The organism is Azospirillum lipoferum 4B (assembly GCF_000283655.1).
GTDB lineage: Bacteria > Pseudomonadota > Alphaproteobacteria > Azospirillales > Azospirillaceae > Azospirillum > Azospirillum lipoferum_C.
Genome location: NC_016622.1, coordinates 517,523 through 538,826, shown reverse-complemented (window position 1 = coordinate 538,826; position 21,304 = coordinate 517,523). Strand labels below are relative to the sequence as shown.

General features: G+C 68.6%; 19 protein-coding genes. 8 read left to right on the top strand and 11 right to left on the bottom strand.

Features of this window, described 5'->3' with window-relative positions:
• The first annotated feature begins 3 nt into the window (after positions 1 to 3).
• Positions 4 to 2,319: an ATP-dependent Clp protease ATP-binding subunit ClpA gene (gene clpA, locus AZOLI_RS02485; RefSeq protein WP_044549503.1), complete on the top strand. Its 2,316-nt coding sequence runs from the start codon at positions 4 to 6 to the stop codon at positions 2,317 to 2,319.
• Between the two features lie 146 nt (positions 2,320 to 2,465).
• Positions 2,466 to 3,332 (top strand): NAD kinase, encoded by an 867-nt coding sequence (locus AZOLI_RS02480; protein ID WP_244442501.1) that lies wholly within the window; start codon positions 2,466 to 2,468, stop codon positions 3,330 to 3,332.
• A 19-nt stretch (positions 3,333 to 3,351) separates the two neighbouring features.
• Here AZOLI_RS02480 and AZOLI_RS02475 read toward each other — a convergent pair whose 3' ends face one another.
• From AZOLI_RS02475 to AZOLI_RS02465, 3 genes are all read right to left on the bottom strand, one after another.
• Positions 3,352 to 4,539 (bottom strand): PP2C family protein-serine/threonine phosphatase, encoded by a 1,188-nt coding sequence (locus AZOLI_RS02475; protein WP_014246995.1) that lies wholly within the window; start codon positions 4,537 to 4,539, stop codon positions 3,352 to 3,354.
• A 10-nt stretch (positions 4,540 to 4,549) separates the two neighbouring features.
• Positions 4,550 to 5,347 carry an ATP-binding protein gene (locus AZOLI_RS02470; RefSeq protein WP_014246994.1) on the bottom strand — a complete coding sequence of 266 codons (798 nt, stop codon included), beginning with the start codon at positions 5,345 to 5,347 and terminating at the stop codon, positions 4,550 to 4,552.
• Between the two features lie 64 nt (positions 5,348 to 5,411).
• A complete protein-coding gene (locus tag AZOLI_RS02465; RefSeq protein ID WP_014246993.1) occupies positions 5,412 to 5,717 on the bottom strand; it encodes an STAS domain-containing protein in 306 nt (101 codons plus the stop codon).
• 293 nt (positions 5,718 to 6,010) lie between these two features.
• Here AZOLI_RS02465 and AZOLI_RS02460 point away from each other — a divergent pair, with 293 nt between their 5' ends.
• Genes AZOLI_RS02460 through AZOLI_RS02450 form a run of 3 tightly spaced genes read left to right on the top strand, consistent with a single transcriptional unit; the run spans position 6,011 to position 12,533 of the window.
• Positions 6,011 to 8,425: an ATP-binding protein gene (locus tag AZOLI_RS02460; protein WP_014246992.1), complete on the top strand. Its 2,415-nt coding sequence runs from the start codon at positions 6,011 to 6,013 to the stop codon at positions 8,423 to 8,425.
• Positions 8,422 to 11,139, top strand: coding sequence for a response regulator (locus tag AZOLI_RS02455; protein ID WP_014246991.1), 2,718 nt, complete (start codon positions 8,422 to 8,424; stop codon positions 11,137 to 11,139). The genes AZOLI_RS02460 and AZOLI_RS02455 overlap by 4 nt, the downstream gene beginning before the upstream one ends.
• Entirely contained in the window at positions 11,136 to 12,533 is a 1,398-nt protein-coding gene (locus tag AZOLI_RS02450) for a DUF1329 domain-containing protein (RefSeq protein WP_014246990.1), read from the top strand. Before AZOLI_RS02455 ends, AZOLI_RS02450 begins: the two co-directional genes overlap by 4 nt.
• Before the next feature lie 12 nt (positions 12,534 to 12,545).
• On the opposite strand, the gene AZOLI_RS02445 is transcribed toward AZOLI_RS02450, so the two are convergent.
• Entirely contained in the window at positions 12,546 to 13,175 is a 630-nt protein-coding gene (locus tag AZOLI_RS02445; protein ID WP_014246989.1) for a hypothetical protein, read from the bottom strand.
• 108 nt (positions 13,176 to 13,283) lie between these two features.
• Positions 13,284 to 13,430: a hypothetical protein gene (locus AZOLI_RS32845; RefSeq protein WP_014246988.1), complete on the bottom strand. Its 147-nt coding sequence runs from the start codon at positions 13,428 to 13,430 to the stop codon at positions 13,284 to 13,286.
• A 125-nt stretch (positions 13,431 to 13,555) separates the two neighbouring features.
• Here AZOLI_RS32845 and AZOLI_RS33570 point away from each other — a divergent pair, with 125 nt between their 5' ends.
• Both AZOLI_RS33570 and AZOLI_RS02435 read left to right on the top strand, forming a co-directional pair.
• Complete coding sequence (locus tag AZOLI_RS33570; protein ID WP_014246987.1) at positions 13,556 to 14,119, top strand: ankyrin repeat domain-containing protein; 564 nt, start codon at positions 13,556 to 13,558, stop codon at positions 14,117 to 14,119.
• Between the two features lie 27 nt (positions 14,120 to 14,146).
• Positions 14,147 to 15,130, top strand: coding sequence for a cobalamin biosynthesis protein (locus AZOLI_RS02435; protein WP_014246986.1), 984 nt, complete (start codon positions 14,147 to 14,149; stop codon positions 15,128 to 15,130).
• Here the strand turns inward: AZOLI_RS02435 and AZOLI_RS02430 are convergent.
• The 3 genes from AZOLI_RS02430 to htpX all read right to left on the bottom strand — a co-directional run bounded on the left by AZOLI_RS02430 (position 15,127) and on the right by htpX (position 17,930).
• Positions 15,127 to 15,861: a hypothetical protein gene (locus AZOLI_RS02430; protein WP_014246985.1), complete on the bottom strand. Its 735-nt coding sequence runs from the start codon at positions 15,859 to 15,861 to the stop codon at positions 15,127 to 15,129. The genes AZOLI_RS02435 and AZOLI_RS02430 overlap by 4 nt on opposite strands.
• Positions 15,862 to 15,887: 26 nt before the next feature.
• Positions 15,888 to 16,820 (bottom strand): exopolyphosphatase, encoded by a 933-nt coding sequence (locus tag AZOLI_RS02425; RefSeq protein WP_014246984.1) that lies wholly within the window; start codon positions 16,818 to 16,820, stop codon positions 15,888 to 15,890.
• A gap of 99 nt (positions 16,821 to 16,919) precedes the next feature.
• Complete coding sequence (gene htpX / locus AZOLI_RS02420) at positions 16,920 to 17,930, bottom strand: zinc metalloprotease HtpX (protein WP_014246983.1); 1,011 nt, start codon at positions 17,928 to 17,930, stop codon at positions 16,920 to 16,922.
• Positions 17,931 to 18,034: 104 nt separating this feature from the next.
• Between htpX and AZOLI_RS02415 the strand changes: the two genes are divergently transcribed.
• Positions 18,035 to 18,223, top strand: a complete 189-nt coding sequence (locus tag AZOLI_RS02415; protein WP_014246982.1) for a DUF1674 domain-containing protein — start codon at positions 18,035 to 18,037, stop codon at positions 18,221 to 18,223.
• Positions 18,224 to 18,289: 66 nt separating this feature from the next.
• Here AZOLI_RS02415 and AZOLI_RS02410 read toward each other — a convergent pair whose 3' ends face one another.
• The 3 genes from AZOLI_RS02410 to ugpA are packed head-to-tail and all read right to left on the bottom strand — an operon-like array spanning position 18,290 to position 21,109.
• Complete coding sequence (locus AZOLI_RS02410) at positions 18,290 to 19,354, bottom strand: sn-glycerol-3-phosphate import ATP-binding protein UgpC (protein WP_014246981.1); 1,065 nt, start codon at positions 19,352 to 19,354, stop codon at positions 18,290 to 18,292.
• Positions 19,355 to 19,379: 25 nt separating this feature from the next.
• Positions 19,380 to 20,228 carry a sn-glycerol-3-phosphate ABC transporter permease UgpE gene (gene ugpE, locus AZOLI_RS02405; protein WP_014246980.1) on the bottom strand — a complete coding sequence of 283 codons (849 nt, stop codon included), beginning with the start codon at positions 20,226 to 20,228 and terminating at the stop codon, positions 19,380 to 19,382.
• Positions 20,225 to 21,109: a sn-glycerol-3-phosphate ABC transporter permease UgpA gene (gene ugpA / locus AZOLI_RS02400; protein ID WP_014246979.1), complete on the bottom strand. Its 885-nt coding sequence runs from the start codon at positions 21,107 to 21,109 to the stop codon at positions 20,225 to 20,227. Before ugpA ends, ugpE begins: the two co-directional genes overlap by 4 nt.
• Between the last annotated feature and the right edge of the window lie 195 nt (positions 21,110 to 21,304).

Below are 21,304 nucleotides of genomic sequence, written 5' to 3'. Positions count from 1 at the left end.
CACATGCTGTCGCGTAACCTGGAACAGACGCTGCACCGAGCCCTGGCCCACGCGAACGAGCGCAGGCATGAATACGCGACGCTCGAACATCTGCTTCTCGCGTTGACCGAAGACTCCGATGCTACCGCCGTCTTGCGCGCTTGCGGGATCGACCTCGACCGACTGCGCGCGGAACTGTCGGATTACCTCGACAACGAACTTGCGAACCTTATCACGAACAGGCCCGATGACGCCAAGCCGACGGCTGGTTTCCAACGGGTTCTGCAGCGTGCGGCCATCCACGTCCAGTCGTCGGGACGTGAGGAGGTGACGGGAGCAAATGTCCTCGTTGCCTTGTTCTCTGAACGCGAGAGCCACGCGGTCTATTTCCTGCAGGAGCAGGAGATGACCCGGTTCGACGCGGTCAACTACATCTCTCACGGAATCGCGAAGGCTCCGGGCCGCTCGGAAACCAAGCGGGTCTCGGGCGCTGACGACGAGGCGGCGGCGGAGAAGGTCGTGAAAAAAGGCAGCGAAGCGCTCGAGGCGTATTGTGTCAACCTGAACAAGAAGGCGTCCGGCGGGAAGATCGATCCGCTGATCGGCCGGGAGCAGGAGGTCGAACGGACCATCCAGATCCTGTGCCGGCGGTCGAAGAACAATCCGCTGTATGTCGGCGACCCCGGTGTCGGCAAGACCGCCATCGCCGAGGGCCTGGCCCGCCGCATCGTCCAGCAGGAAGTGCCGGAGGTGCTGCGGAACGCCACCATCTTCGCGCTCGACATGGGCTCGCTGCTGGCCGGCACGCGTTACCGCGGCGATTTCGAGGAGCGGCTGAAGGCCGTCGTGTCGGAACTCGAGGCGACGGAGGGGGCCATCCTCTTCATCGACGAGATCCACACGGTGATCGGCGCCGGCGCCACCTCGGGCGGTGCGATGGATGCCTCGAACCTGCTGAAGCCCGCACTGGCCTCCGGTTCGCTGCGTTGTATCGGGTCGACCACCTACAAGGAGTACCGCAGCTACTTCGAGAAGGACCGGGCGCTGGTCCGCCGCTTCCAGAAGATCGACGTCAACGAGCCGTCGGTCGAGGATGCGGTGAAGATCCTGCAGGGCCTGAAGCCGTACTACGAGAAGCACCACAAGGTCACCTACACCAACGACGCCATCCGCGTCGCGGTGGAGCTGTCGGCCAAGTATATCGGCGACCGCAAGCTGCCCGACAAAGCCATCGACATCATCGACGAGGTCGGTGCGGCGCAGATGCTTCTGCCGGAGAACAAGCGCCGCAAGAAGATCGGCGTGAAGGACGTGGAGGCAGTGGTCGCCAAGATCGCCCGCATCCCGCCGAAGTCGGTCAGCCGCGACGACAAGGAAACGCTGCTGAACCTGGAGCGCGACCTGAAGACCATGGTCTTCGGCCAGAACAAGGCGATCGACGCGCTGGTCTCCGCCATCAAGCTGGCCAGGGCCGGCCTGCGCGAGCCGGAGAAGCCCATCGGCAACTACCTGTTCACCGGCCCGACCGGTGTCGGCAAGACCGAGGTGGCCCGCCAGCTCGCTATGACGCTCGGCATCGAGCTGACCCGCTTCGACATGTCGGAGTATATGGAGCGGCACACGGTGTCGCGCCTGATCGGCGCCCCTCCGGGCTATGTCGGCTTCGACCAGGGCGGCATGCTGACCGACGCCATCGACCAGCACCCGCACTGCGTCCTGCTGCTGGACGAGATCGAGAAGGCCCACCCGGATCTGTTCAACATCCTGTTGCAGATCATGGACCACGGCAAGCTGACCGACCACAACGGCAAGATCGTCGATTTCCGCAACGTCATCCTGATCATGACCTCGAACGCCGGGGCCGCCGACATGGCCAAGCCCGCCATCGGCTTCGAGCGTGACCGCCGGGTCGGCGAGGATATCGAAGCGGTCGAGAAGATGTTCACGCCGGAGTTCCGCAACCGTCTCGACGCGATCATCCCGTTCGCGCCGCTGACGCAGGAGGTCATCAACCGCGTCGTCGACAAGTTCATCATGCAGATGGAAGCGCAGCTGGAAGACCGCGGCGTGTCCATCGAGCTGAACGAAGAGGCGCGCGAGTGGCTGGGCAAGAAGGGCTACGACCCGCTCTATGGCGCCCGTCCGCTTGGCCGCGTGATCCAGGAGTACATCAAGAAGCCGCTGGCGGAAGAGCTGCTGTTCGGCAAGCTCAGCAAGGGCGGTCTGGTCAAGGTCACCGTGAAGGACGACAAGCCGGCCTTCGAGTATGCCGAGGGCAACCGGCCGAAGCGTACGTCCGGCGACGACGACGAGGAAATGGTGTCGGAGATGGTCGAGTAACCCGACCACCCCGTTCCATATCGTGAAAAAGGGGGGCCGTCCGCGGCCCCCTTTTTGTTGTCCTCCCGGCGGATGCGCTCTTTTGCATCGTCTCGTCACCGCGCGATACTTTTGCGCGAACGCCGGACTGCGCTATGGTCGGCCGCATGACCGATCCCGCCGCCAAGCAGCCCGCCGCCATGCCGTCAGCCGCCCAGCAGTCCGCGGACGCGCAGGCGCCCTTGCTGCCCGCGCCCGACGCGCTGCGCATCGCCTTCGCCTGCGCCGACACGGATGAGGCACGCGCCGCCCGTACCCGGCTGGTCCACCGCTACGGCAACGCCATGCCGGACGAGGCCGACGTGATCGTGGCGCTGGGGGGCGATGGCTTCCTGCTGGAAACGCTGCACCGGGCGCTCACCCGCGACCGCGAGCGGCCGACTCCGGTCTATGGCATGAACCGCGGGTCGGTCGGCTTCCTGCTGAACGCCTATCGCGAGGAGGATTTGGCGGAGCGCATCGTGGCATCGCAGCATGTCCGCCTGCACCCGCTGCGCATGATCGCCACCAGGATGAATGGCGAGCGGGTGGAGGCGCTGGGCATCAACGAGGTGTCGCTCCTGCGCGAGACGCGGCAGGCGGCCAAGCTGCGCATCACCATCGACGGGGTGGTCCGGCTGCCGGAGCTGATCTGCGACGGCGCCCTGGTGGCGACGCCGGCCGGCAGCACCGCCTATAATTTGTCAGCCCACGGCCCCATCGTTCCCCTGAATGCCGGCGTGCTGGCCCTGACCCCGATCAGCGCCTTCCGCCCGCGGCGCTGGCGCGGCGCCCTGCTGCCCCATGCCGCCCGGATCACCTTCGACGTTCTGGAAGAGGTGAAGCGCCCGGTCAGCGCCGTCGCCGACTTCACCGAGGTGCGCGAGGTCCTGCAGGTCGAGGTTCAGGAATGCCGCGAGGTCGGACTGACCCTGCTGTTCGACCCCGAGCTGAATTTCGAGGAACGCATCCTGAAGGAGCAGTTCGCGCCCTGACCCCTTACCCCCGCCCCTTTCACGCTCTTCTCGCGACCCACACCGCGGTCAGGTCGTCGCGCAGAGGCAGGCGGGTGCGGGCATAGAAGCTGTCCATCATCGGGCCGAGCGGGTGTGCACGATCCTTGGCCAGCGCCTCGCGAACGAAATCGGGCACGGCGTCCTGCCCCAGCGGGCCGTGTTCGTCGCCGCCGCATTCGATCAGCGCGTCGCTGTAGAGGAACAGGAAGCCGCCACGCGGCAGGCGCAAGCTGCGGTCGACATAGTGTGCCCGGCGCGAGGCGCCCAGCACCAGACCGGCCGAATCGAGCAGCCGGATGTCCGGCCCATCGCCCTTCGTGCTGGCCGGCGTGCCCAGCACCGGGTTGGGCGAGCCCGCCGCCGCGAAGGTCAAGGTGTCGGTGGCAAGGTCGAGGATGCCGAAGAAGGCGGTGGCGAACTGTCCGGTCGGCAGCACGTCCTTCAGCGCGGCGTTCAGCTGCGCCAGCCATTGCGACGGCGCCACATGGTGCATGGGAAAGCGGTCGATCAGCGTGTGCAGACGGAAGGTGTTGATCGCCGCGGTGATGCCGTGCCCGGCGAAATCGACGATCAGAAGCCCGAGCCGCCGGTCGCCCAGCGGATAGAGCCCCCAGAAATCGCCGCCCAGTTCCGACGAGGTCTCGAAATGGGCGTCCAGGGTCAGGCCATAGCGGTCGGCCACCTCGGCCAGCCGCCGCTTTTCCGGCAGAAGCGAGGTCTGCATGGCGCGGGCGTGCGACAGCTCGCGCTGGACCCGCTCGCGGAAGGCGGCGAGATCGTTGAACAGCTTGCGCTTCTCCAACTGATGGCGGACGCGGGCGACGCATTCGCCGGGCTTGATCGGCTTGGAGATGAAATCGCTGCCGCCCGCCTCGAAACAGCGCACCTGCTCCTCGTCGCTGTCCAGCGCGGTCTGGAACAGCACCGGCAGCTCCTCATGCGTCGCGTTGCGGCGCAACGCCTCGCACATCTCCCAGCCGTTCATCACCGGCATGTCGACGTCGAGCAGCACGAGGTCGGGGCGGAAGCGGTCGACCGCCGCCAGCCCTTCGCGCCCGTTCTCGGCGAAGGCGATGTCGGTGATGCCGGCGCGGCGGATCACCAGGGCGAGCGATTTGCGGTTGAATTCGTTGTCGTCGACGATCAGGACGCGGCAATCCGACAGAGACAGGGCAGGCACGGGCATGCGTCCTCCGTCAGCGGTCGAACTGCAGGACGGTGCAGCGCCCGCCGTCGGTCACCGTCACGCGGGAAGCCAGCGTGCGCATGAAGACGAAGCCGCGGCCCGACCGCGCCTTGTTGCCGGTGATCGCCGGGGCCAGTTCGGTGTCGAAGCCGCCGCCCTGGTCGACCACGGCGATGGCGATGCTGTGATCGGTCCAGCGGCAGAAGATGTCCAGCCGCCGCCGCACCACGGCAGGGTCGCCCAGCCGGTCGCGCATCATCTCGCCGAAGCGGCGATAGCCGCCGGGCTCGCCCTTCACCGCGCTCGACAGGCCCAGGTTGCCGTGGACGATGGCGTTGGCGACGGCTTCGTGCAGGCAGAGCTCCACGTTGGAACGGCGTTGCGGATCGAGCGCCCCGCGCCGCACCAGTTCGTCGCAGACCAGGACCGGGCATTGCAGGCCATAGGCGCTGCCGGTGGTCAGCGACAGGTAGAATCCGGGCAGGCGCGGATGCTCCGCCGCCGGCGCCCCCGACCAGTCGTCCAGCAGGGCCGCGCACTCGTCGGTTCCCTCCCCCAGCTCGACCGTCAGAAAGGGGCTGCGATCGAAGGCAGCGCGCAGCCGGTCGCGGTCCGCCCGTTCCAGCAGCTGGGCCTCCACCGCCGGACAGGCGGCCTCCGCGTCGGCAGGCAGGCCTTCGGTCCCGACCCCGGTGCCGTCGAAGCGGGAGAAGATCCGGGCGGCCATGTCCGCCGGCACGCGGTTGCGCAGCACGCTGAAGGCACGGAGCGCCGGTTCGGCCGGGCTGTCGGGAAGGACGGCGTCCATGGCGGCAATCTCCCCAGTGCAAGGGACCTGTGCTGCCGGCCGCTGGAGACCGGCTGCCGGATGTTCAATGTTCGAAGGTGATGATCTCGGACAGGCGGGCGAGCTCGATCGACCGCCTCACATCGCCGGCCGCCCCGCGGACGATCAGCTTGGTGTTCCGGCTCTCGGCCTCTTCCTGCAGGATCAGCAGCATGCCGAGACCGGCGGAGTCGATGAACTCAAGCTGCGACAGGTCGAGCACGACCCGGCTGGCCCGCAATTCGTTGAGCTCGGTCACGATTTCGACCAGACGGTCGTGGTCGGTGAACTCCATCCGTCCGGACAGCCGGATCTCGGGCACCGCTTCGGTTCTGATCGTCTTGAATTCCATAACTTTCCCTCACCCATCGGTCGCTGACCGGCCCTGCGCGTGCAGCCCTGACAGCCCTCATACGAATGCGCGCGAAACACCCGACATTTGCCTATGCACAGTAGTGCAAGGCCGGGCTTCCCCTCAAGCTCGGATGCCGTCCGGACGGCGCCTTTCACCCTTGCGCGACACTTTTCCCTGCGCGATGCCCCCGGATTCACCCCCATGGACGCGCTGTCCGCAACGGGGTAGAACGTCTGGATGGGCGCACGCGCGCTGCGTGCCGCACAAACGAACGTCCGGAACGGCAGTGCATGACCAGGATCGCTGAGGCGTGGCGGCGCGTGCCGGCGGTATCGGCAAAATTCCTGCTGATCCTGGTGCCCAGCCTGGTGGTCACCGTCTCGCTGTTCTCAGCCCTGTTCTTCTACGACCGCTACCAGGATCTGCAGGCGGCCCTGCGGGCCAAGGTGGCGACCATCGCCGACATCAATGCGGCGGCCTTGTCCAACAACCTGTGGACCTTCGACGTCCAGGCGATCCGCAACGTGATCCAGGCCATCGGCGCCAACCGCGAGCTGGTCTGCGTCGAGGTGACGGACGATCTGGCCGACGGGCTGTTCGCCTGGCCGGGGCCGAGCTGCCCGTTGAGCGGCGACGCCGACATCGAACGGCGCCCGATCCGGGTACAGAACCTCCAGGTCGGCACCATCACCCTGCACTACAATCACAAGGTCGCGCGCGAACAGTTGCGGCAGGAGGTGGTGAACACCGCGGTCCTCCTTCTGCTGATGCTGGCCGGCACCATCGCGGCGGCGCTGGCGGCGCTTCGGCTGACGGTGGGACGGCCGCTTCGGCGGCTGATCGCCTCCATCCTGGAATCGGAACGCGGCGGCGGGCTGCAGCCGGTGGATTGGCGCGCCTCGGACGAGCTCGGCCGGGTGATCCAGGCGCACAACGCCATGCTCGCCCGGCTGGGCCAGGAGGAAGCCGCCCTGCGCAAGAGCGAGCAGCGGCTGGCACTGGCCATCACCGCCACGCGCTCCTCGGTCTGGGATTACGACCTGCGGACCGGGCTGTATTGGTGGTCGAAGGAGTTCCCCGCCCTGCTCGGCTACGGGCCGAACGAGCTGACCATGACGACGGAGACCTGGGCCTCGCTGTTGCATCCGGACGAGGCGGAACGGGTGATGGCCGATTCGCGGCGCCGGTTGCGCGACCGGGCCATGGCCTACACCGCGGTCTACCGGATGCGCCGGCGCGATGGCCGCTGGGCCTGGATCGAGGATCGCGCCACCGCACAGCGCGATCCCGACGGCCGCGCCCGGCGGCTGACCGGCACCATGTCCGACGTCACCGAACGGGTGCGGGCGGAGCTGGACCTGGCGCATGAGCGCAACGTCCTGCAGGTCACGCTGGACAACACCGACCAGGGCATCCTCAAGGTCGACGGCGACGGGCGCGTGGTGATGGCGAACAGCCGCGCGGCGGAACTGCTGAACATCCCGCCGGACGTGCTGGCCGGCAGTCCGCGCTTCGCCGACGTGGTCGCCCTTCAGCGCCGCCAGGGCGAATTCGGCGAGATGGGCGACGACCCCGACCTGTATCTGAGCTACGGAATCGGCGGGCTCGACGGCAGTCCCGGCGGTGGTTCCGGCGGCGGCCCCGGCGGGCGACTCGACGAGCCGGCCGGCACCATCGACCAGCCCTTCACCTTCAAGCGCCGCCGCCCCGACGGCCGCATCGTGGAGGTGCGCACCAACCCGCTGCCGGAGGGCGGTTTCGTCCGCACCCTGACCGACGTGACGGTGGAGGCGCGGTCGGCCGAGGAAATCTTCAACGCCATGCAGGAGCTGGAGCGCGCCTATGCCGACCTGAAGGAGACCCAGGCCAATCTGGTCCAGGCGGAGAAGATGGCCTCGCTCGCCCTGCTGGTCGCTGGCGTGGCGCACGAGATCAACACGCCCATCGGCATCGCCTTCGGCTGCGCCACCCATCTGTCGGGACGGACCGGCTCCCTGGCCGAGGCGTTCGAGCGCGGGACGATGAAGAAGTCCGAGCTGGCCGCCTATGTGGCCACCGCCAGCGAATCCTCCCGCCTGATCGAGCAGAATCTGACCCGCGCCGCCGAACTGATCCAGAGCTTCAAGCGGGTCGCCGTCGACCAGACCAGCGAGGAGCGGCGCCGCTTCGACCTGCTGGCCTATCTGGAGGAGGTGGTGACCTCGCTCGGCCCCACCCTGCGCAAGAGCCGCCACCGCGTCGCCATCGCCTGTTCGCCCGGCATCCTGATGGACAGCTTCCCCGGCGCGCTCAGCCAGGTGGTGACCAATCTGGTGATGAACGCCCTGACCCATGCCTTCCCGGTCGACAGCAAGGGGCACATGGTGATCGACGTCGACGAGATACCGGACGACGAGGTGGAGATCCGCTTCGCCGACGACGGCGTCGGCATTCCGGCGGAAAATCTGCCCAAGGTGTTCGAGCCCTTCTTCACCACCCGGCGCGGGTCGGGCGGCAGCGGGCTGGGGCTGCACATCGTCTTCAACCTCGTCACCCAGTCGCTCGGCGGGCGGATCTCGGTTGACAGCGTTCCCGGCGATGGAACTACCTTCACCCTGCGCATTCCGCGGACCGCCGCCAACCCGCAGCCGGCCGCGCACCCCCCGGCGCAGCCGCAGCCGTCCCACCTTCCGACGCCCGTCCCGCTGGAGACCGACCCCGCATGAGCACCGGCGCCGCCTTTGACGACGACGAGATCCTGTTCGCCGACGAGGAGGCGGAGGGCCTTTCGGATCGCTCCGGCGCCACGGCGGTCGAGCGGGCGCCGGCGCATGACCCGGCCGCCCCGCCCTGGACCATCCTGGTGGTGGACGACGAATCGGACGTCCATTCGATGACCGGCCTGCTGCTGGCCGACGTCGCCTTCCAGCGGCGGCGGCTGGAGCTCGTCAGCTGCTTCACCGCGGCGGATGCCCGCGCAGTGCTGGAACACCGCCGCGACATCTCGGTGATCCTGCTGGACGTGGTGATGGAGGAGGATGATTCCGGCCTGAAGCTGGTCCGCTGGATCAGGGACGACCTGGGCAACCGCGACGTCCGCATCATCCTGCGCACCGGCCAGCCGGGACAGGCGCCGCAGCGCGACGTGATCGTCGACTACGACATCAACGACTACAAGCCGAAGGCCGACCTGTCGGCGGAAAGCCTGTTCACCGCCGTGATCGCGGCGCTGCGCGCCTTCGACCAGATCCAATCCATCGAAACCCGCGTGGCGGAACGCACGCGCGAGCTGCGCGAAAGCCGCGAGCAGGCGGAGGAGGCGACCAAGGCCAAGTCGGCCTTCCTCGCCACCATGAGCCACGAGATCCGCACGCCGATGAACGGGGTGCTCGGCATGCTCGGCCTGCTGGAACGGACGGACCTGGACGAGCACCAGCGCGACACCGTCGCCACCATGCGCGAATCGGCCAGCGCGCTGTTGCGGATCATCGACGACATCCTGGATTTCTCCAAGATCGAAGCGGGAAAGATGGATCTGGAGCGGGTTCCGCTGTCGGTCCCGGCACTGGTCGAAGGGGTGGCGGAAACGCTGGCGCCCGCCGCCGGGGCGAAGGGGCTGGCGCTGCTGACCTATGTCGACCCGGCAATTCCGCAGGCATTGCTGGGCGATCCGGTGCGGCTGCGCCAGATCCTGTTCAACCTCGCCGGCAACGCCATCAAGTTCACCGAGACCGGCCGCGTCGTCCTGCGCGCGGAGCTGGAGACCGCTACATCGGACGGCGACGCCGAGCCGCTGCTGCGCATCGCCGTCTGCGACACCGGGATCGGCATTGCCGAATCCACCTGCCAGCGCCTGTTCCAGCCTTTCACCCAGGCGGAAAGCTCGACCACCCGGCGCTTCGGCGGCACCGGACTGGGGCTGTCGATCAGCCGCCGGCTGGCGGCGCTGATGGGCGGCGAGATCGGTGTGGAAAGCGAGCCCGGCGCCGGCTCCACCTTCTGGCTGCGCCTGCCGCTGGCCCGCACGGCGGCACCCGCCCCGGCGGAGAACGGCAGCGACACCATCGGACTGGATGGCCTGACGGTGCTGCTGGGCGTGCCCGACGACACCGAGCGCGGCTTTCTCGCCCGCTATCTGGAACAGGCCGGCGCCCGCGTGCTGCCCGCCGCCTCCCCACCCGAACTGGCGACCCAGGCCCGCATCGCGCGGGAGGCGGGATGCGCCGTCGGCGTCGTCACCATCGACGAGGCGCTGCATGTTCCCGCCGCGGCCTGCGCACCCGACGAGTTCGGCCGCCGCAGCGGCGAACCCCGGCCGCCGGTGGTCCTGCTCTGCCACGAAACGGGGGGAGAGGCGTCCGCCACCTCCCGTCCCGGCACGCGGGGCGCCGAGCCCGGCACAGTGGTGCTGAGCCGCCCGATACGCCGGCTGGTGCTGCTGCGCGCGGTGGCCGCCGCCGCCGGGCGGCCGGTTCCCCTGCCCGCCGCCCCTGCCTGCTCCCCTGAGGCTGCCCCTGCCACACCCGCCGCCGGCCGCCGCACCGGCACCACGCAACCTTCCGCGCCCGCCGCGCCCAGTCAGGAGGAGGCGATGGCCCAGGGGCGCCTGATCCTGGTGGCGGAAGACAATCCGGTGAACCGCAAGGTTCTGCTGATGCAGCTGCAGGCGCTGGGCTATGCCGCGGAGATGGCGCCGGGCGGAGCGGAGGCGCTGGCCGCCCTGGACGCCATGCGCCAGGGCCGGCGCCGCTACGCCCTGCTGCTCACCGACGTCCAGATGCCGGAGATCGACGGTTTCGAGCTGACCCGGCGCATCCGCGCCGCCGAAGCGGATATCGGCAATTCCGGCTTGGGCGCCCGCCTGCCGATCGTCGCGATCACTGCCAACGCCGCCCCCGCCGACGTCGAGAGCTACCGCGCCGCCGGCATGGACGATGTGCTGAGCAAACCGCTGGAGCTGTCGCAACTGGCCGTCGCCCTCGCCCGCTGGATGCCGCCGGCACCGGTTTCGCCCGATGCGGAGGAAAGCGTTCCGCCACCGCCTGCACCGCCACCGCCTGCACCGCCGCCGGCCAACGGTGACGCACTGATCGAGCTCGGCAGCCTGCGGGCGCTGTGCGGCGGCGATGCGGCGATGCTGGCGGAACTGCTCGACGACTTCGTCACCATCGGCCGCGGGATCGTCGCCGATCTGGATACGGCGCTGGGCAAGGGCGATCGCGACCGGGTGCGGGCCTGCGCCCACAATCTGAAAGGCTCCTCGCGCAATGCCGGCGCCAAGCCGCTGGCGGAGGCCGCCCGTGTCCTGGAACAGGCCGCCGCGGAGGGCGCGCCGCTTTCCCAGCTGGCGGAGGCGGCCGACCGGCTGCGCGCCAGCTTCGCGGCCACCTGCGAGGCCATCGGCAAGGAACTGGCCGAAGCGGAGAGTTCGGCACGATGAACGATCCGGTCACCTGCCATCCCAGCCGGCGGGAGGCGCTGGGCCTTCTGCTGGGCGCCACGGTGGCGACGGCGGCGTCGCCGGTGCGGGCCCAGGATACAACCGCCCAAGAGGCCCCTGCGGATGTCGGCGTGCCGCGGCTGGGCGAGGAACTGACACCCTTCGGGGCGGTGCGCGCCGGCAACCGCACGCGGGCGATCCCGCCCTGGACCGGCGGGCTGACCCAGGCGCCGCGCGGCTATGTGCCCGATCGCCCCTCCCCCGATCCCTATATCGAGGATGTCCGCTGGTTCACCGTCGGCGCCGCCGATGTGGAGCGCTACAAGATCCGGCTGACCGCCGGGCAACAGGCGCTGCTGGAAAAATACCCGGAAAGCTTCGAGCTGGCGCTGTTCCCCTGCCGCCGCAGCGCCGCCGCTCCGCAGCGCATCTATGACGCGTCGATGGCGAACGCCGACCGGGCCTCGCTGGGGGCGAACGGCCTGATCCTGCGCGATGCCGCCGTCGGCGTGCCCTTCCCTATCCCCACCAACGGGCTGCAGGCGATGTGGAACCACAAGCTGCGCTGGCGCGGCGAGCGGGTGACGCGCACCAGCCTGACCATGGTCCAGTCCGGCGACGGCTCGCGGTCCGGAACCCGGCTGCGCGAGGATTTCCTCTCTCCCTACGCCGCCGGGGATGCCACGGCACCGCCGCTGCTCTACCGCCGCACCGTCCTGGAACCCCGCGAGCAGGCGGGAAACAGCCTGATCGTCCAGTCGACGCTCGACCCCATCGCCGCGCGGACCCGCGCCTGGGCGCGAGAGGGCGAACGCGGCCGGGTGGTGCGGGCGCCCGACTTCGCCTATGACACGCCGGACCCGGTGACGGGCGGCATCTGCACCGCCGACATGCTGGACATGTTCAGCGGCGCGCTGGACCGCTTCGACTTCACGCTGGTGACGCGGCGCGAAATGTACATGCCCTACAACGCCCAACGGTTGACCAACCCCGGCCTGACGGCGCGGGATATCCTGTGGCCGGGCCATCCCAACCCGCAATTCCTGCGGTACGAGATGCATCGGGTCTGGGTGGTGGACGCAAGGCTGAAGCCGAATTTCCAGCACGCCCTGCCCGACCGCACCTATTACCTGGACGAGGACAGCTGGCAGATCCTGGCGTCGGAGCATTACAACGGCAAGGGCGAGCTTCTGCGCTACGCCGAGGCGCATCCGATCCCGCATTGGCAGGTCCCGGTCCTGGTCCCGACGGTGGAGTTCGCCTTCGACCTGACCGCCGACCGCTATGTCGCCCGCGGCATGGACAACGGCCTGCCGCCGCCGCAGTTCGACGCGCCGCTCAAGCCGGAGGACTTCACCCCCGAGGCCCTGGTCCGCCGCGGCCGGCGGGGGTGAGGACTCCCATGCTTACGTCGACCCGGTCTGCCGCACGTCGTGGACTTCGGCCGGGTGGATGGCGTGGCGGTTCAGCACCTCCAGCGCGATGCGTTCGCGGGCGGCGTCGCCGACATTGACCCACAGCAGGATGCCGCCCTTGTCGAGATGCTGCAGCATTGGCTCGTTGCGCTTGTCGGTGATCCATTGCGACAGGAAGGAGCCGGCGGCCCCGCTGCCCACCCCGGCGGCAGCCGCAGCCGCGGCGGCGGCAAGCGCGGTTCCGCCGGTGGCAAGGATGGCGCCGGTGGCGATGATGGCGCCGACATAGGCGGGGAAGCCGACGGCGGCACCCTGGCCGCTGCCGATGTCCTCCGGCGAGATGTAGGCCTGCCGCGGGGCGTCGGGATCGTGGGCAAGGCTGCCGACGTCGCCCGGCACGCTGCCCAGCCGCTCGCGGATCGTCTCGTCATTGGCCAGCAGGCTCAGCTCATGGCGCTGGAAACCGGCCAGCGTCAGGTCGTCGATGGCCTTCTGCAGGGACTCGCGGCTGTCGAGAATCGCCACCGCCTCTCGCACCGTGGCGTCCGTCGTCCCTCCGCTGTCTCCGGTCCAGGCGCTGGAATCGATTGTGGTCGGGTTCTGGTCGCGGCTCTCGATCATGCCTCCACCCCTTCGCTTCGCAGGATGTCCGTACAATCCGGATCCAACCGCAAAGCGGGGCCAAGGTTCCGCCCATGCTTTTGCCAGGGCGTCCGATGAGCCGTTCGATCAGGAGCGGGCAGCCGCGGCGGGCGGCGGCACGGCACCGCGCGGCTCCGGCATGGCACTCAGGAACCACCAGAGGCCGAGCCCGATCAGCACGGCCTTCACCAACAGGAAAAGCGCGATGTGACGGGCAAGCGGGTTGCGGAGCATGGCGGTTCCCCAGGCGGATGCGGCGCGGATGCGACCCATTCGCCGGCAAGGCAAGGCCGTTCTGGCAAAGGCGCCCGTCTTTTGGCTAGTATCCGGCACCCCTGCTGTCAAGGAAGGACCCCGCCATGAAGCGGCTCCTGCTCGCCACCCTCTTCGCCGCCGGCCTGTCCGCCGGCTCCGCCGCTCCGGCGCTCGCCCAGATCAGCCTGTTCCAGGACACCGGACTGATGCAGGCGGTCAACGATGGCGACGTTGCCAAGGTGAAGGGCGCCCTGTTGCGGGGCGAGAATCCCAACCAGGCCGATATCCACGGCAAGACCGCGCTGCTGGCGGCGGTGGACCGGTCCAGCCCGGCGATGGCCGGCCTGCTGCTGGACAGCGGCGCCAACGTCAACCGCGCCGACAAGGCCGGCAACACCCCGCTGCTGGCCGCGGCCGAAAGCGGCAACCCGGAGCTGATCGACCTGCTGCTGAAGAAGGGCGCCAAGGTCGATATGGAAAACCGCGAAGGCATGACCCCGCTGATGGTCGCCGCTCGCGCCGGACGCGCCGACGTGGTGGAGCGGCTGCTGAAGGCCGGCGCCAAGGTCGACCGCTCCGACTTCACCGGCCGCACCGCGCTGAACTGGGCGCAGGAAAGCCGCAACGCCCGCGTCGGCACCCTGCTGCGCCAAGCCGGCGCGCGCTGATGCACATCATCTAGTCGCGGAGACGCCATGTTCGGTTCGGCATTCGGCGGTCCCGGCCCGCTGCTGCTTCTGCTGCTGGCGCTGGGAATCGACGCGCTGTTCGGCGATTGGCTGGACCGCATCCTGCCCGACCCGGCGGGGCTGTCGCGTCGCTTCTGCAACGCGGCCGATGCCCGGCTGAACCGGGCGGAGCGCGGCGCCTCGGCGCAGCTGTTCCGCGGGGCGCTGGTGGTGCTGGCGCTGCTGCTCGTCGCCGTGGCGGCGGGGCTGGCGGTCGAATGGGTCGGCTCCATCGGCCGCGGCTGGATGCTGGAACTGCTGGCCCTGCTCTGCGGCCTGCGCGGGCGGGCGGCCTGGACCCGCGTGCGGGCGGTGCGCCGCGCGCTGGAGAGCGGCGGCGTGGTGCCCGGACAGGAGGCGATCCAGTCGCTGACCCGCCGCCATGTCTATGGCCTGGACGAGCACGGCATCGCCCGCGCGGCGGTGGAAGCTGCGGCCCGTGCCTTCAATCGCAAGCTGGTGGCGCCGGTCTTCGCCTATGCCCTGCTCGGCGTGCCGGGCCTGTTCGTCTGGACCGCGATGGACGGCGCCGACGCGGCACTCGGCAGCCCCGGCGTCCGCCATGGCCGCTTCGGATCGACTGCGGCGACGCTGGACGATGCACTGAATGCCCTGCCCGCCCGGCTGGCCGGCCTGCTGCTGGCGCTCGCCGCCCCCTTCATCGGCACCGCCAAGGCCAGCGGCGCCTTCCGCACGCTGCGCAGCGACGCACGCAAGCATCCGTCGCTGAACATGGGCTGGCCGATTGCAGCGATGGCGGGCGCGCTGGGCCTCGCGCTGGGCGGCCCGCACCGCGACGGCGGCGTCGTCATCACCGAAAGCTGGATCGGCGACGGCCGAGCCCGCGTCACCCCCGCCGACATCGGGCGAGCGCTCGCTCTATCGGCCGTTGCCGCCTTGCTGCTGGTCGGGCTGGTGGCGCTGCTGCTGTGGGGCGTGGCGGGGATTTAGACGGTGATTTGCCCGGCCGCCTGCGGCCCGACATCCTCCACCATGTAGAACGGCCCCCGCCGGTCGCGCTCGACCCGCAGGATGAAGCGGCTGGTCCCGCCGGCCTTGATGGTCCAGAGATCGTCGCCGTCATCCAGCGGGCGAAGCTCCAACTCGTCCGGCACCGGGGCCTCGCCCAGCCGTTTCAGGATGCGGTCGGCGCGGGTGCGGTCGATGGCGGGCAGGCTTTCGACGGCGCGGGCGTCGAAACGGTCGCTTTTCACATAGCGGGTGCCGGACCCCTGGATCGGGCTGGACGGCCGGCCCGGCTGCGTCCGGGCGCGCGCCGCCATCAAGCGCCAGCGGGCATTGCCGCAGGCCTGCACCGCCGCGGCATGGACGGCGGCGACCCGCTCGATCAGCTCCGGGAACAGCGGCATCAGTTCCCGCCGCTTGTAGGCAACGCGGCTCATCAGGTCGTGGATGGAGCGTTCCGCCGTCGCGGCGGCCTCCGGCAACTCATCGGTCTCGGCCGCCAGCAGAGCCGGAATGGCGTCGAGCACCGCCCCGGCCACCAGCGCGTCGATGCGGGCCAGAGCCGCCGCCCCGGCCGCGCCGGTGTGGGCGATGGCGTCGGCAACCACCGGGCGGGCGCGGTCGAGCGCCTCGGCCCGCGGCACCTCGTCGGACAGGGCGGACAGCCAGCCGGCGTCGAACAGGGTGCCGTCGGGGAAGGGAGGAAAGGCGCTCAATCGCTCAGGACCCGGTCGGTGAGGTGTCAGCCGTCCGCCCGCATGCGGGCGACGATGGCCTCAAGTACCTCTTCGGCACGGTCGTTGTCGACCTGGCAGGTGCCGGCCGCCTGATGGCCGCCGCCGCCATATTGCAGCATCAGCGGGCCGATGTCGGTCTTGGAGCTGCGGTTCAGGATCGACTTGCCACAGGCCAGCACGGTGTTCTGCTGCTTCAGGCCCCACAGCACATGGATCGACACGTTGGTGTCGGGGAACAGCGCGTAGATCATGAAACGGTTGCCGGCATAGATCGTCTCCTCCTTGCGGAGGTCGAGCACGACGACGTTGCCGCGGACGGTGGCGCAGCGCTTCAGCTGGTCGACGAACAGCTCGGCATGCTGGGTGTAGAGCTCCACCCGCTCCTTCACGTCGGGCAGTTCCAGGATCTGCTCGATACTGTGGCTGCGGCAGTAGTCGATCAGGTCCATCATCAGCTGGTAGTTCGACACCCGGAACTCGCGGAAGCGGCCGAGACCGGTGCGCGCGTCCATGATGAAGTTCAGCAGGGTCCAGCCGGTGGGGTTGAGGATGTCCTCGCGCTGGTACTGCGCCGAGTCGGCCTGATCGACCGCCGCCATCATCTCGTCGGAGATGCTGGGGAAGCGCTCCTTCCCACCGTAATAGTCATAGACGACACGGGCGGCGGAGGGCGCCTTGGGGTCGATGATGTGGTTCGCCTTCTCGCCGACGCGCATGGTCTCCGACAGATGATGGTCGAACACCAGATGGGCGCCCTCGACGTAAGGCAGGTTGGTGGTGATGTCGCGGCCGGTGATCTCGATCTTGCCGTCCTGCATGTCCTTGGGATGGACGAACTTGATCTCGTCGAGGATGCCCAGATCTTTCAGCAGGACGGCGCAGACCAGCCCATCGAAATCGGAACGGGTGACAAGGCGGTATTTCGCGACTTCGGACATGGAAGCTTCCCCTGGCGGCCGTCTTGGTTGAGCACTGGCCGGAAGGTTAGTCGTCCACCCGTCCGGCGCGCAATCCTTTAACAGCGGCCGCTTCGGAGATCAGCCCCAGGGACCGCGGCGGTTCTGCGGCATGAAGCCGCCCTGGCCGCTACCCTGCGGCGGTGCGCCCCAGGGCGAGCGGCCATCCCGCGGCGGGGTGTGGCCACCACCGAAGCCGCCACCAAAACCGCCACTCCCGAAGCCGCCGGTCTGGGCCGCCATCGCGCGCAGCCGCGCCACCCGCTCGCCCATGTCGGGGTGGGTGGAGAACAGGCTGGCCATGCTGGCGCCGCTGAGGGGGTTGGCGATGAACAGGTGGGCGGTCGCCGGGTGCGCCTCCGCCTGATAATTGGGGATGTGGTTGGCGCTGTTGTGGATGTTGGTCAGCGCGTCGGCCAGCCAGTTGGGACGGCCGCAGATCTCGGCGCCGATGCGGTCGGCCTCGAACTCACGGGTCCGGCTGATCGCCATCTGCACCAGAGTGGCGGCGATGGGAGCGAGGATGGCGGCCAGGATCGCCCCCACCATGCCCAGCGGGTTGCCGCCGCGCTCGTCGCTGTTGGAAGCGCCGAAGAACAGGCCGAAATTGCCGAGCATCGACACCGCACCGGCGATGGTCGCGGTGATCGTCATGATCAGCGTGTCGCGGTTCTTCACATGGGCCAGCTCATGCGCCATCACGCCGGCGATTTCCTCCGGCGTCAGGCGCTGCAGCAGGCCGGTGGTGGCGGCGACCGCCGCATGCTCCGGATCGCGGCCGGTGGCAAACGCGTTGGGCTGGTCGTTCTGGATGATGTAGACGCGCGGCATCGGCAGGCCGGCGCGTTCCGCCAGCCGGGCGACGATGCCGTGGAACTCCGGTGCCGAATAGCCGTCGACCTCGCGGGCGCCGTACATCGACAGCACCATGTCGCCGGAATTCCAGTAGCTGAACAGGTTCATGCCCAGCGCGACGACGAAGGCGACGATCAGGCCGGTCTTGCCGCCCAGCAGGAAGCCGACCGCCATGAAGATCGCCGTCAGGCCGGCAAGGAGAATGGTGGTCTTCAGATAGCTGGTCATGATCGCCATATCGGTTCAGGATGGGCCGAAGCGGGGTTTCCCGCCCCGCTCCAAGCGTTGCCCGAGATATGGGCCCGATCCGAGCCCGCGTTCAAGATGCCCGCAGTTTCGTGATGGACATGATGACCGAACCGACCAAGCCCCAGCAGGACGCCGCCGAACCGGCGACCGACCAGACCGCTCCGGACACCACGGAGACGAAGGGTCCCGAGCAGAAGCCCGGCGAGATCGGCGGCCCGAAGGGACCGGAGCCGACCCGCTACGGCGACTGGGAGTTCAAGGGACGCTGTTCGGATTTCTGAGGGGTGCCACAGTCCCCCTCTCCCCCCGGGGAGAGGGGATTCACTCGGCGGTAGGCGGCGTCTATCTCACTCCACCCGGCGGCCGGTCACCGCGTCGAACAGGTGCAGGGCGCCGTCCTGCGGGGCGACTGTCATCCGGTCGCGCTCGCGCACGGTGGGGATGCCGGCCATGCGGACCAGCAGTGTCTCGCCGTCCGGCAGACGGCCATAGACCACCGTGTCGGCCCCCAGTGCCTCGACCAGTTCCACCTCGATGGAGAAGCCGTCCGCCGCGACCGCCATATGCTCCGGGCGGATGCCCAGCTTGATCGGCCGGCCGGCGTCGGTCGGGCGCGGCTGCGGCAAAGTGAGACGCTGGCCGCCGGGCAGCAGCACCGCCTCGCCGCGGTCGTCGATGCGGCCGTCCAGAACATTCATCGGCGGGGAGCCGATGAAGCCGGCGACGAACAGGCTGGCCGGGCGCTGGTAGACCTCCAGCGGCGTGCCGATCTGCTCGGCGACGCCATGGTTCATCACCAGGATGCGGTCGGCAAGCGTCATCGCCTCCACCTGGTCGTGGGTGACGTAGAGGCTGGTGATGCGCAGCCGGTCCTGCAGCCGCTTGATCTCCACCCGCATCTGGGTGCGCAGCTTGGCGTCCAGGTTGGACAGCGGCTCGTCGAACAGGAAGGCGGCGGGTTCGCGCACGATGGCGCGGCCCATGGCGACGCGCTGGCGCTGGCCGCCCGACAGCTGGCTCGGCCGGCGCTCGAGAAAGCGGCCCAACTCCAGGATTTCCGCCGCCTTGTCGACGCGGGCGCGGATCTCCGTCTTGGGGATCCCGCGGATCTTCAGGCCATAGGCCATGTTGTCGAAGACCGTCATGTGCGGGTAGAGCGCGTAGTTCTGGAAGACCATCGCGATGTCGCGGTCCTTGGGTTCCAGATGGTTGACCACGCGCCCGCCGATGGCGATCTCGCCGCCGGTGATGCCCTCCAGCCCGGCGACCATGCGCAGCAGGGTGGACTTGCCGCAGCCGGACGGCCCCAGCAGGACGAGGAATTCGCCGTCCCGGATCGCGATGTCGATGCCCTTGATCGCTTCGACCGGCCCGTAGGATTTGCGGACGTCGCGGATTTCAACGGTTGCCATTGTTCTTCTTTCCTTCGTCCGCGTCTTACTTTTCGCTGTCCACAAGACCCTTGACGAACCAGCGCTGCATGAACACCACCACCGCCACGGGCGGCAGCATCGCCAGCACCGTGGTCGCCATGATGAGGTTCCAGTCGTTGGCCGATTCGCCGGTGCCGATCATCTTGGTGATGCCGGTCACGATGGTTTCCATGTCACCGCTGCTGGTGACCAGAAGCGGCCAGAGATACTGGTTCCAGCCATAGATGAAGAGGATGACGAACAGGGCGGCGATGTTGGTGCGCGACAGCGGCAGCACCACGTCGATGAAGAAGCGCACCGGCCCGGCCCCGTCGATCTTGGCCGCTTCCAGCAACTCGTCGGGAATGGTCAGGAAGAACTGGCGGAACAGCAGCGTCGCGGTGGCCGACGCGATGAGCGGAATCGCCAGCCCGGCATAGGTGTTGATCAGGCCGAGGTCGGCGACGACCTTGTAGGTCGGGATGATGCGCACCTCCACCGGCAGCATCAGCGTGATGAAGATCAGCCAGAAGAAGGCCATGCGCAGCGGGAAGCGGAAGAACGCCACCGCATAGGCCGACAGGATCGAGATGGCGATCTTCCCCAGCGCGATGGCCAGCGCCATGATCAGGCTGTTCAGCATCATGGTGCGCACCGGCGTGTATTTGGCGCGCGCCCCCGCCTCGCCCGCCCAGGCCTGGGCGTAATTGTCCACCCCTTCCCCGCCCGGCCACAGCGGCAGGCCGCCGCGGCCGATGGTGCCGGAATCCCAGGTGGAGCCGATCAGCGTCACATAGATCGGATAGGCGAAGACCAGCACGCCGACGATCAGCACGATGTGCGGCACGAGGTCGATGAATCGGGTCGGCTTCATGCGTAATGGACCTTGCGCTCGATGAAGCGGAACTGCACCGCCGTCAGAGCGATGACGATCACCATCAGGATCACCGACTGGGCCGACGATCCGCCGAGGTCGTTGTTGACCACGCCGTCATGGTAGACGCGGAAGATCAGCGTCTCCGTCGCCTTGCCCGGCCCGCCCTGGGTCAGGGCGTGGATGGTGCCGAAGGTCTCGAAGAAGGCATAGACCATGTCGACCACCAGCAGGAAGAAGGTGGTCGGCGACAAGAGCGGGAAGGTGATGGTCCAGAAGCGCCGCACCGGACCGGCGCCGTCGATGGCGGCCGCCTCCATCACCGAGCGCGGGATCGCCTGCAGGCCGGCCAGGAAGAAGATGAAGTTGTAGGCCACCTGCTTCCAGCTGGCGGCCATGATGACCATCCACAGCGCCTGCCCGCCGTTCAGCCGGTAGTCCCAGTCATAGCCCAGCGACTTCAGCGCCCGGCCGAAGGACCCGATGTCGGGATTGAAGATGAACATCCACAGCACCGCGGCGACGGCCGGCGCCAGGGCGTAAGGCCAGATCAGCAGCGTCTTGTAGGCGCGCGCACCCTTGATCTTGGAATCGGCCAGCACCGCCAGCAACAGCGCCGTGCCCATCGACAGCACGGTCACCGCGACACTGAAGACGACGGTGACCTTCAGCGTGTCGAGATAGTTCGGGTCGGTCAGCACATGTTCGAAGTTCTCGAACCAGACGAATTCGCTGCGGATGCCGAAGGCGTCCTGCAGATGCACCGACTGCCAGACCGCCTGGGCCGCCGGCCAGATGAAGAACACCAGCGTCACCGCCACCTGCGGCGCGAGCAGCAGGTAGGGCAGCAGCCGGTTGTCGAAAGTCACGCGACGCTGCAAAGGATGGTCTTTCGTGGGTTGTGCGTAACGTTTGGGGGCCGCCTTATCCCCCTCTCACCCCCCGGGGAGAGGGTCGGGGTGAGGGGGAGGCATGGAGTGGATTGGGGGAAGATCGAAGCGCCACAATTCTTGTAAAGCCACGCCGCGCATCCCCCTCACCCTAACCCTCTCCCCGCTTTCGGCGGACCGGAGGTC

What these genes read in the sequence shown, in the direction of transcription:
- clpA (WP_044549503.1), top strand. Translation starts at nt 4, where the DNA reads ATGCTGTCGCGTAACCTGGAACAGACGCTGCACCGAGCCCTGGCCCAC.
- AZOLI_RS02480 (WP_244442501.1), top strand. Translation starts at nt 2,466, where the DNA reads ATGACCGATCCCGCCGCCAAGCAGCCCGCCGCCATGCCGTCAGCCGCC.
- AZOLI_RS02475 (WP_014246995.1), bottom strand. Translation starts at nt 4,539, where the DNA reads ATGCCCGTGCCTGCCCTGTCTCTGTCGGATTGCCGCGTCCTGATCGTC.
- AZOLI_RS02470 (WP_014246994.1), bottom strand. Translation starts at nt 5,347, where the DNA reads ATGGACGCCGTCCTTCCCGACAGCCCGGCCGAACCGGCGCTCCGTGCC.
- AZOLI_RS02465 (WP_014246993.1), bottom strand. Translation starts at nt 5,717, where the DNA reads ATGGAATTCAAGACGATCAGAACCGAAGCGGTGCCCGAGATCCGGCTG.
- AZOLI_RS02460 (WP_014246992.1), top strand. Translation starts at nt 6,011, where the DNA reads ATGACCAGGATCGCTGAGGCGTGGCGGCGCGTGCCGGCGGTATCGGCA.
- AZOLI_RS02455 (WP_014246991.1), top strand. Translation starts at nt 8,422, where the DNA reads ATGAGCACCGGCGCCGCCTTTGACGACGACGAGATCCTGTTCGCCGAC.
- AZOLI_RS02450 (WP_014246990.1), top strand. Translation starts at nt 11,136, where the DNA reads ATGAACGATCCGGTCACCTGCCATCCCAGCCGGCGGGAGGCGCTGGGC.
- AZOLI_RS02445 (WP_014246989.1), bottom strand. Translation starts at nt 13,175, where the DNA reads ATGATCGAGAGCCGCGACCAGAACCCGACCACAATCGATTCCAGCGCC.
- AZOLI_RS32845 (WP_014246988.1), bottom strand. Translation starts at nt 13,430, where the DNA reads ATGCTCCGCAACCCGCTTGCCCGTCACATCGCGCTTTTCCTGTTGGTG.
- AZOLI_RS33570 (WP_014246987.1), top strand. Translation starts at nt 13,556, where the DNA reads ATGAAGCGGCTCCTGCTCGCCACCCTCTTCGCCGCCGGCCTGTCCGCC.
- AZOLI_RS02435 (WP_014246986.1), top strand. Translation starts at nt 14,147, where the DNA reads ATGTTCGGTTCGGCATTCGGCGGTCCCGGCCCGCTGCTGCTTCTGCTG.
- AZOLI_RS02425 (WP_014246984.1), bottom strand. Translation starts at nt 16,820, where the DNA reads ATGTCCGAAGTCGCGAAATACCGCCTTGTCACCCGTTCCGATTTCGAT.
- htpX (WP_014246983.1), bottom strand. Translation starts at nt 17,930, where the DNA reads ATGGCGATCATGACCAGCTATCTGAAGACCACCATTCTCCTTGCCGGC.
- AZOLI_RS02415 (WP_014246982.1), top strand. Translation starts at nt 18,035, where the DNA reads ATGGACATGATGACCGAACCGACCAAGCCCCAGCAGGACGCCGCCGAA.
- AZOLI_RS02410 (WP_014246981.1), bottom strand. Translation starts at nt 19,354, where the DNA reads ATGGCAACCGTTGAAATCCGCGACGTCCGCAAATCCTACGGGCCGGTC.
- ugpE (WP_014246980.1), bottom strand. Translation starts at nt 20,228, where the DNA reads ATGAAGCCGACCCGATTCATCGACCTCGTGCCGCACATCGTGCTGATC.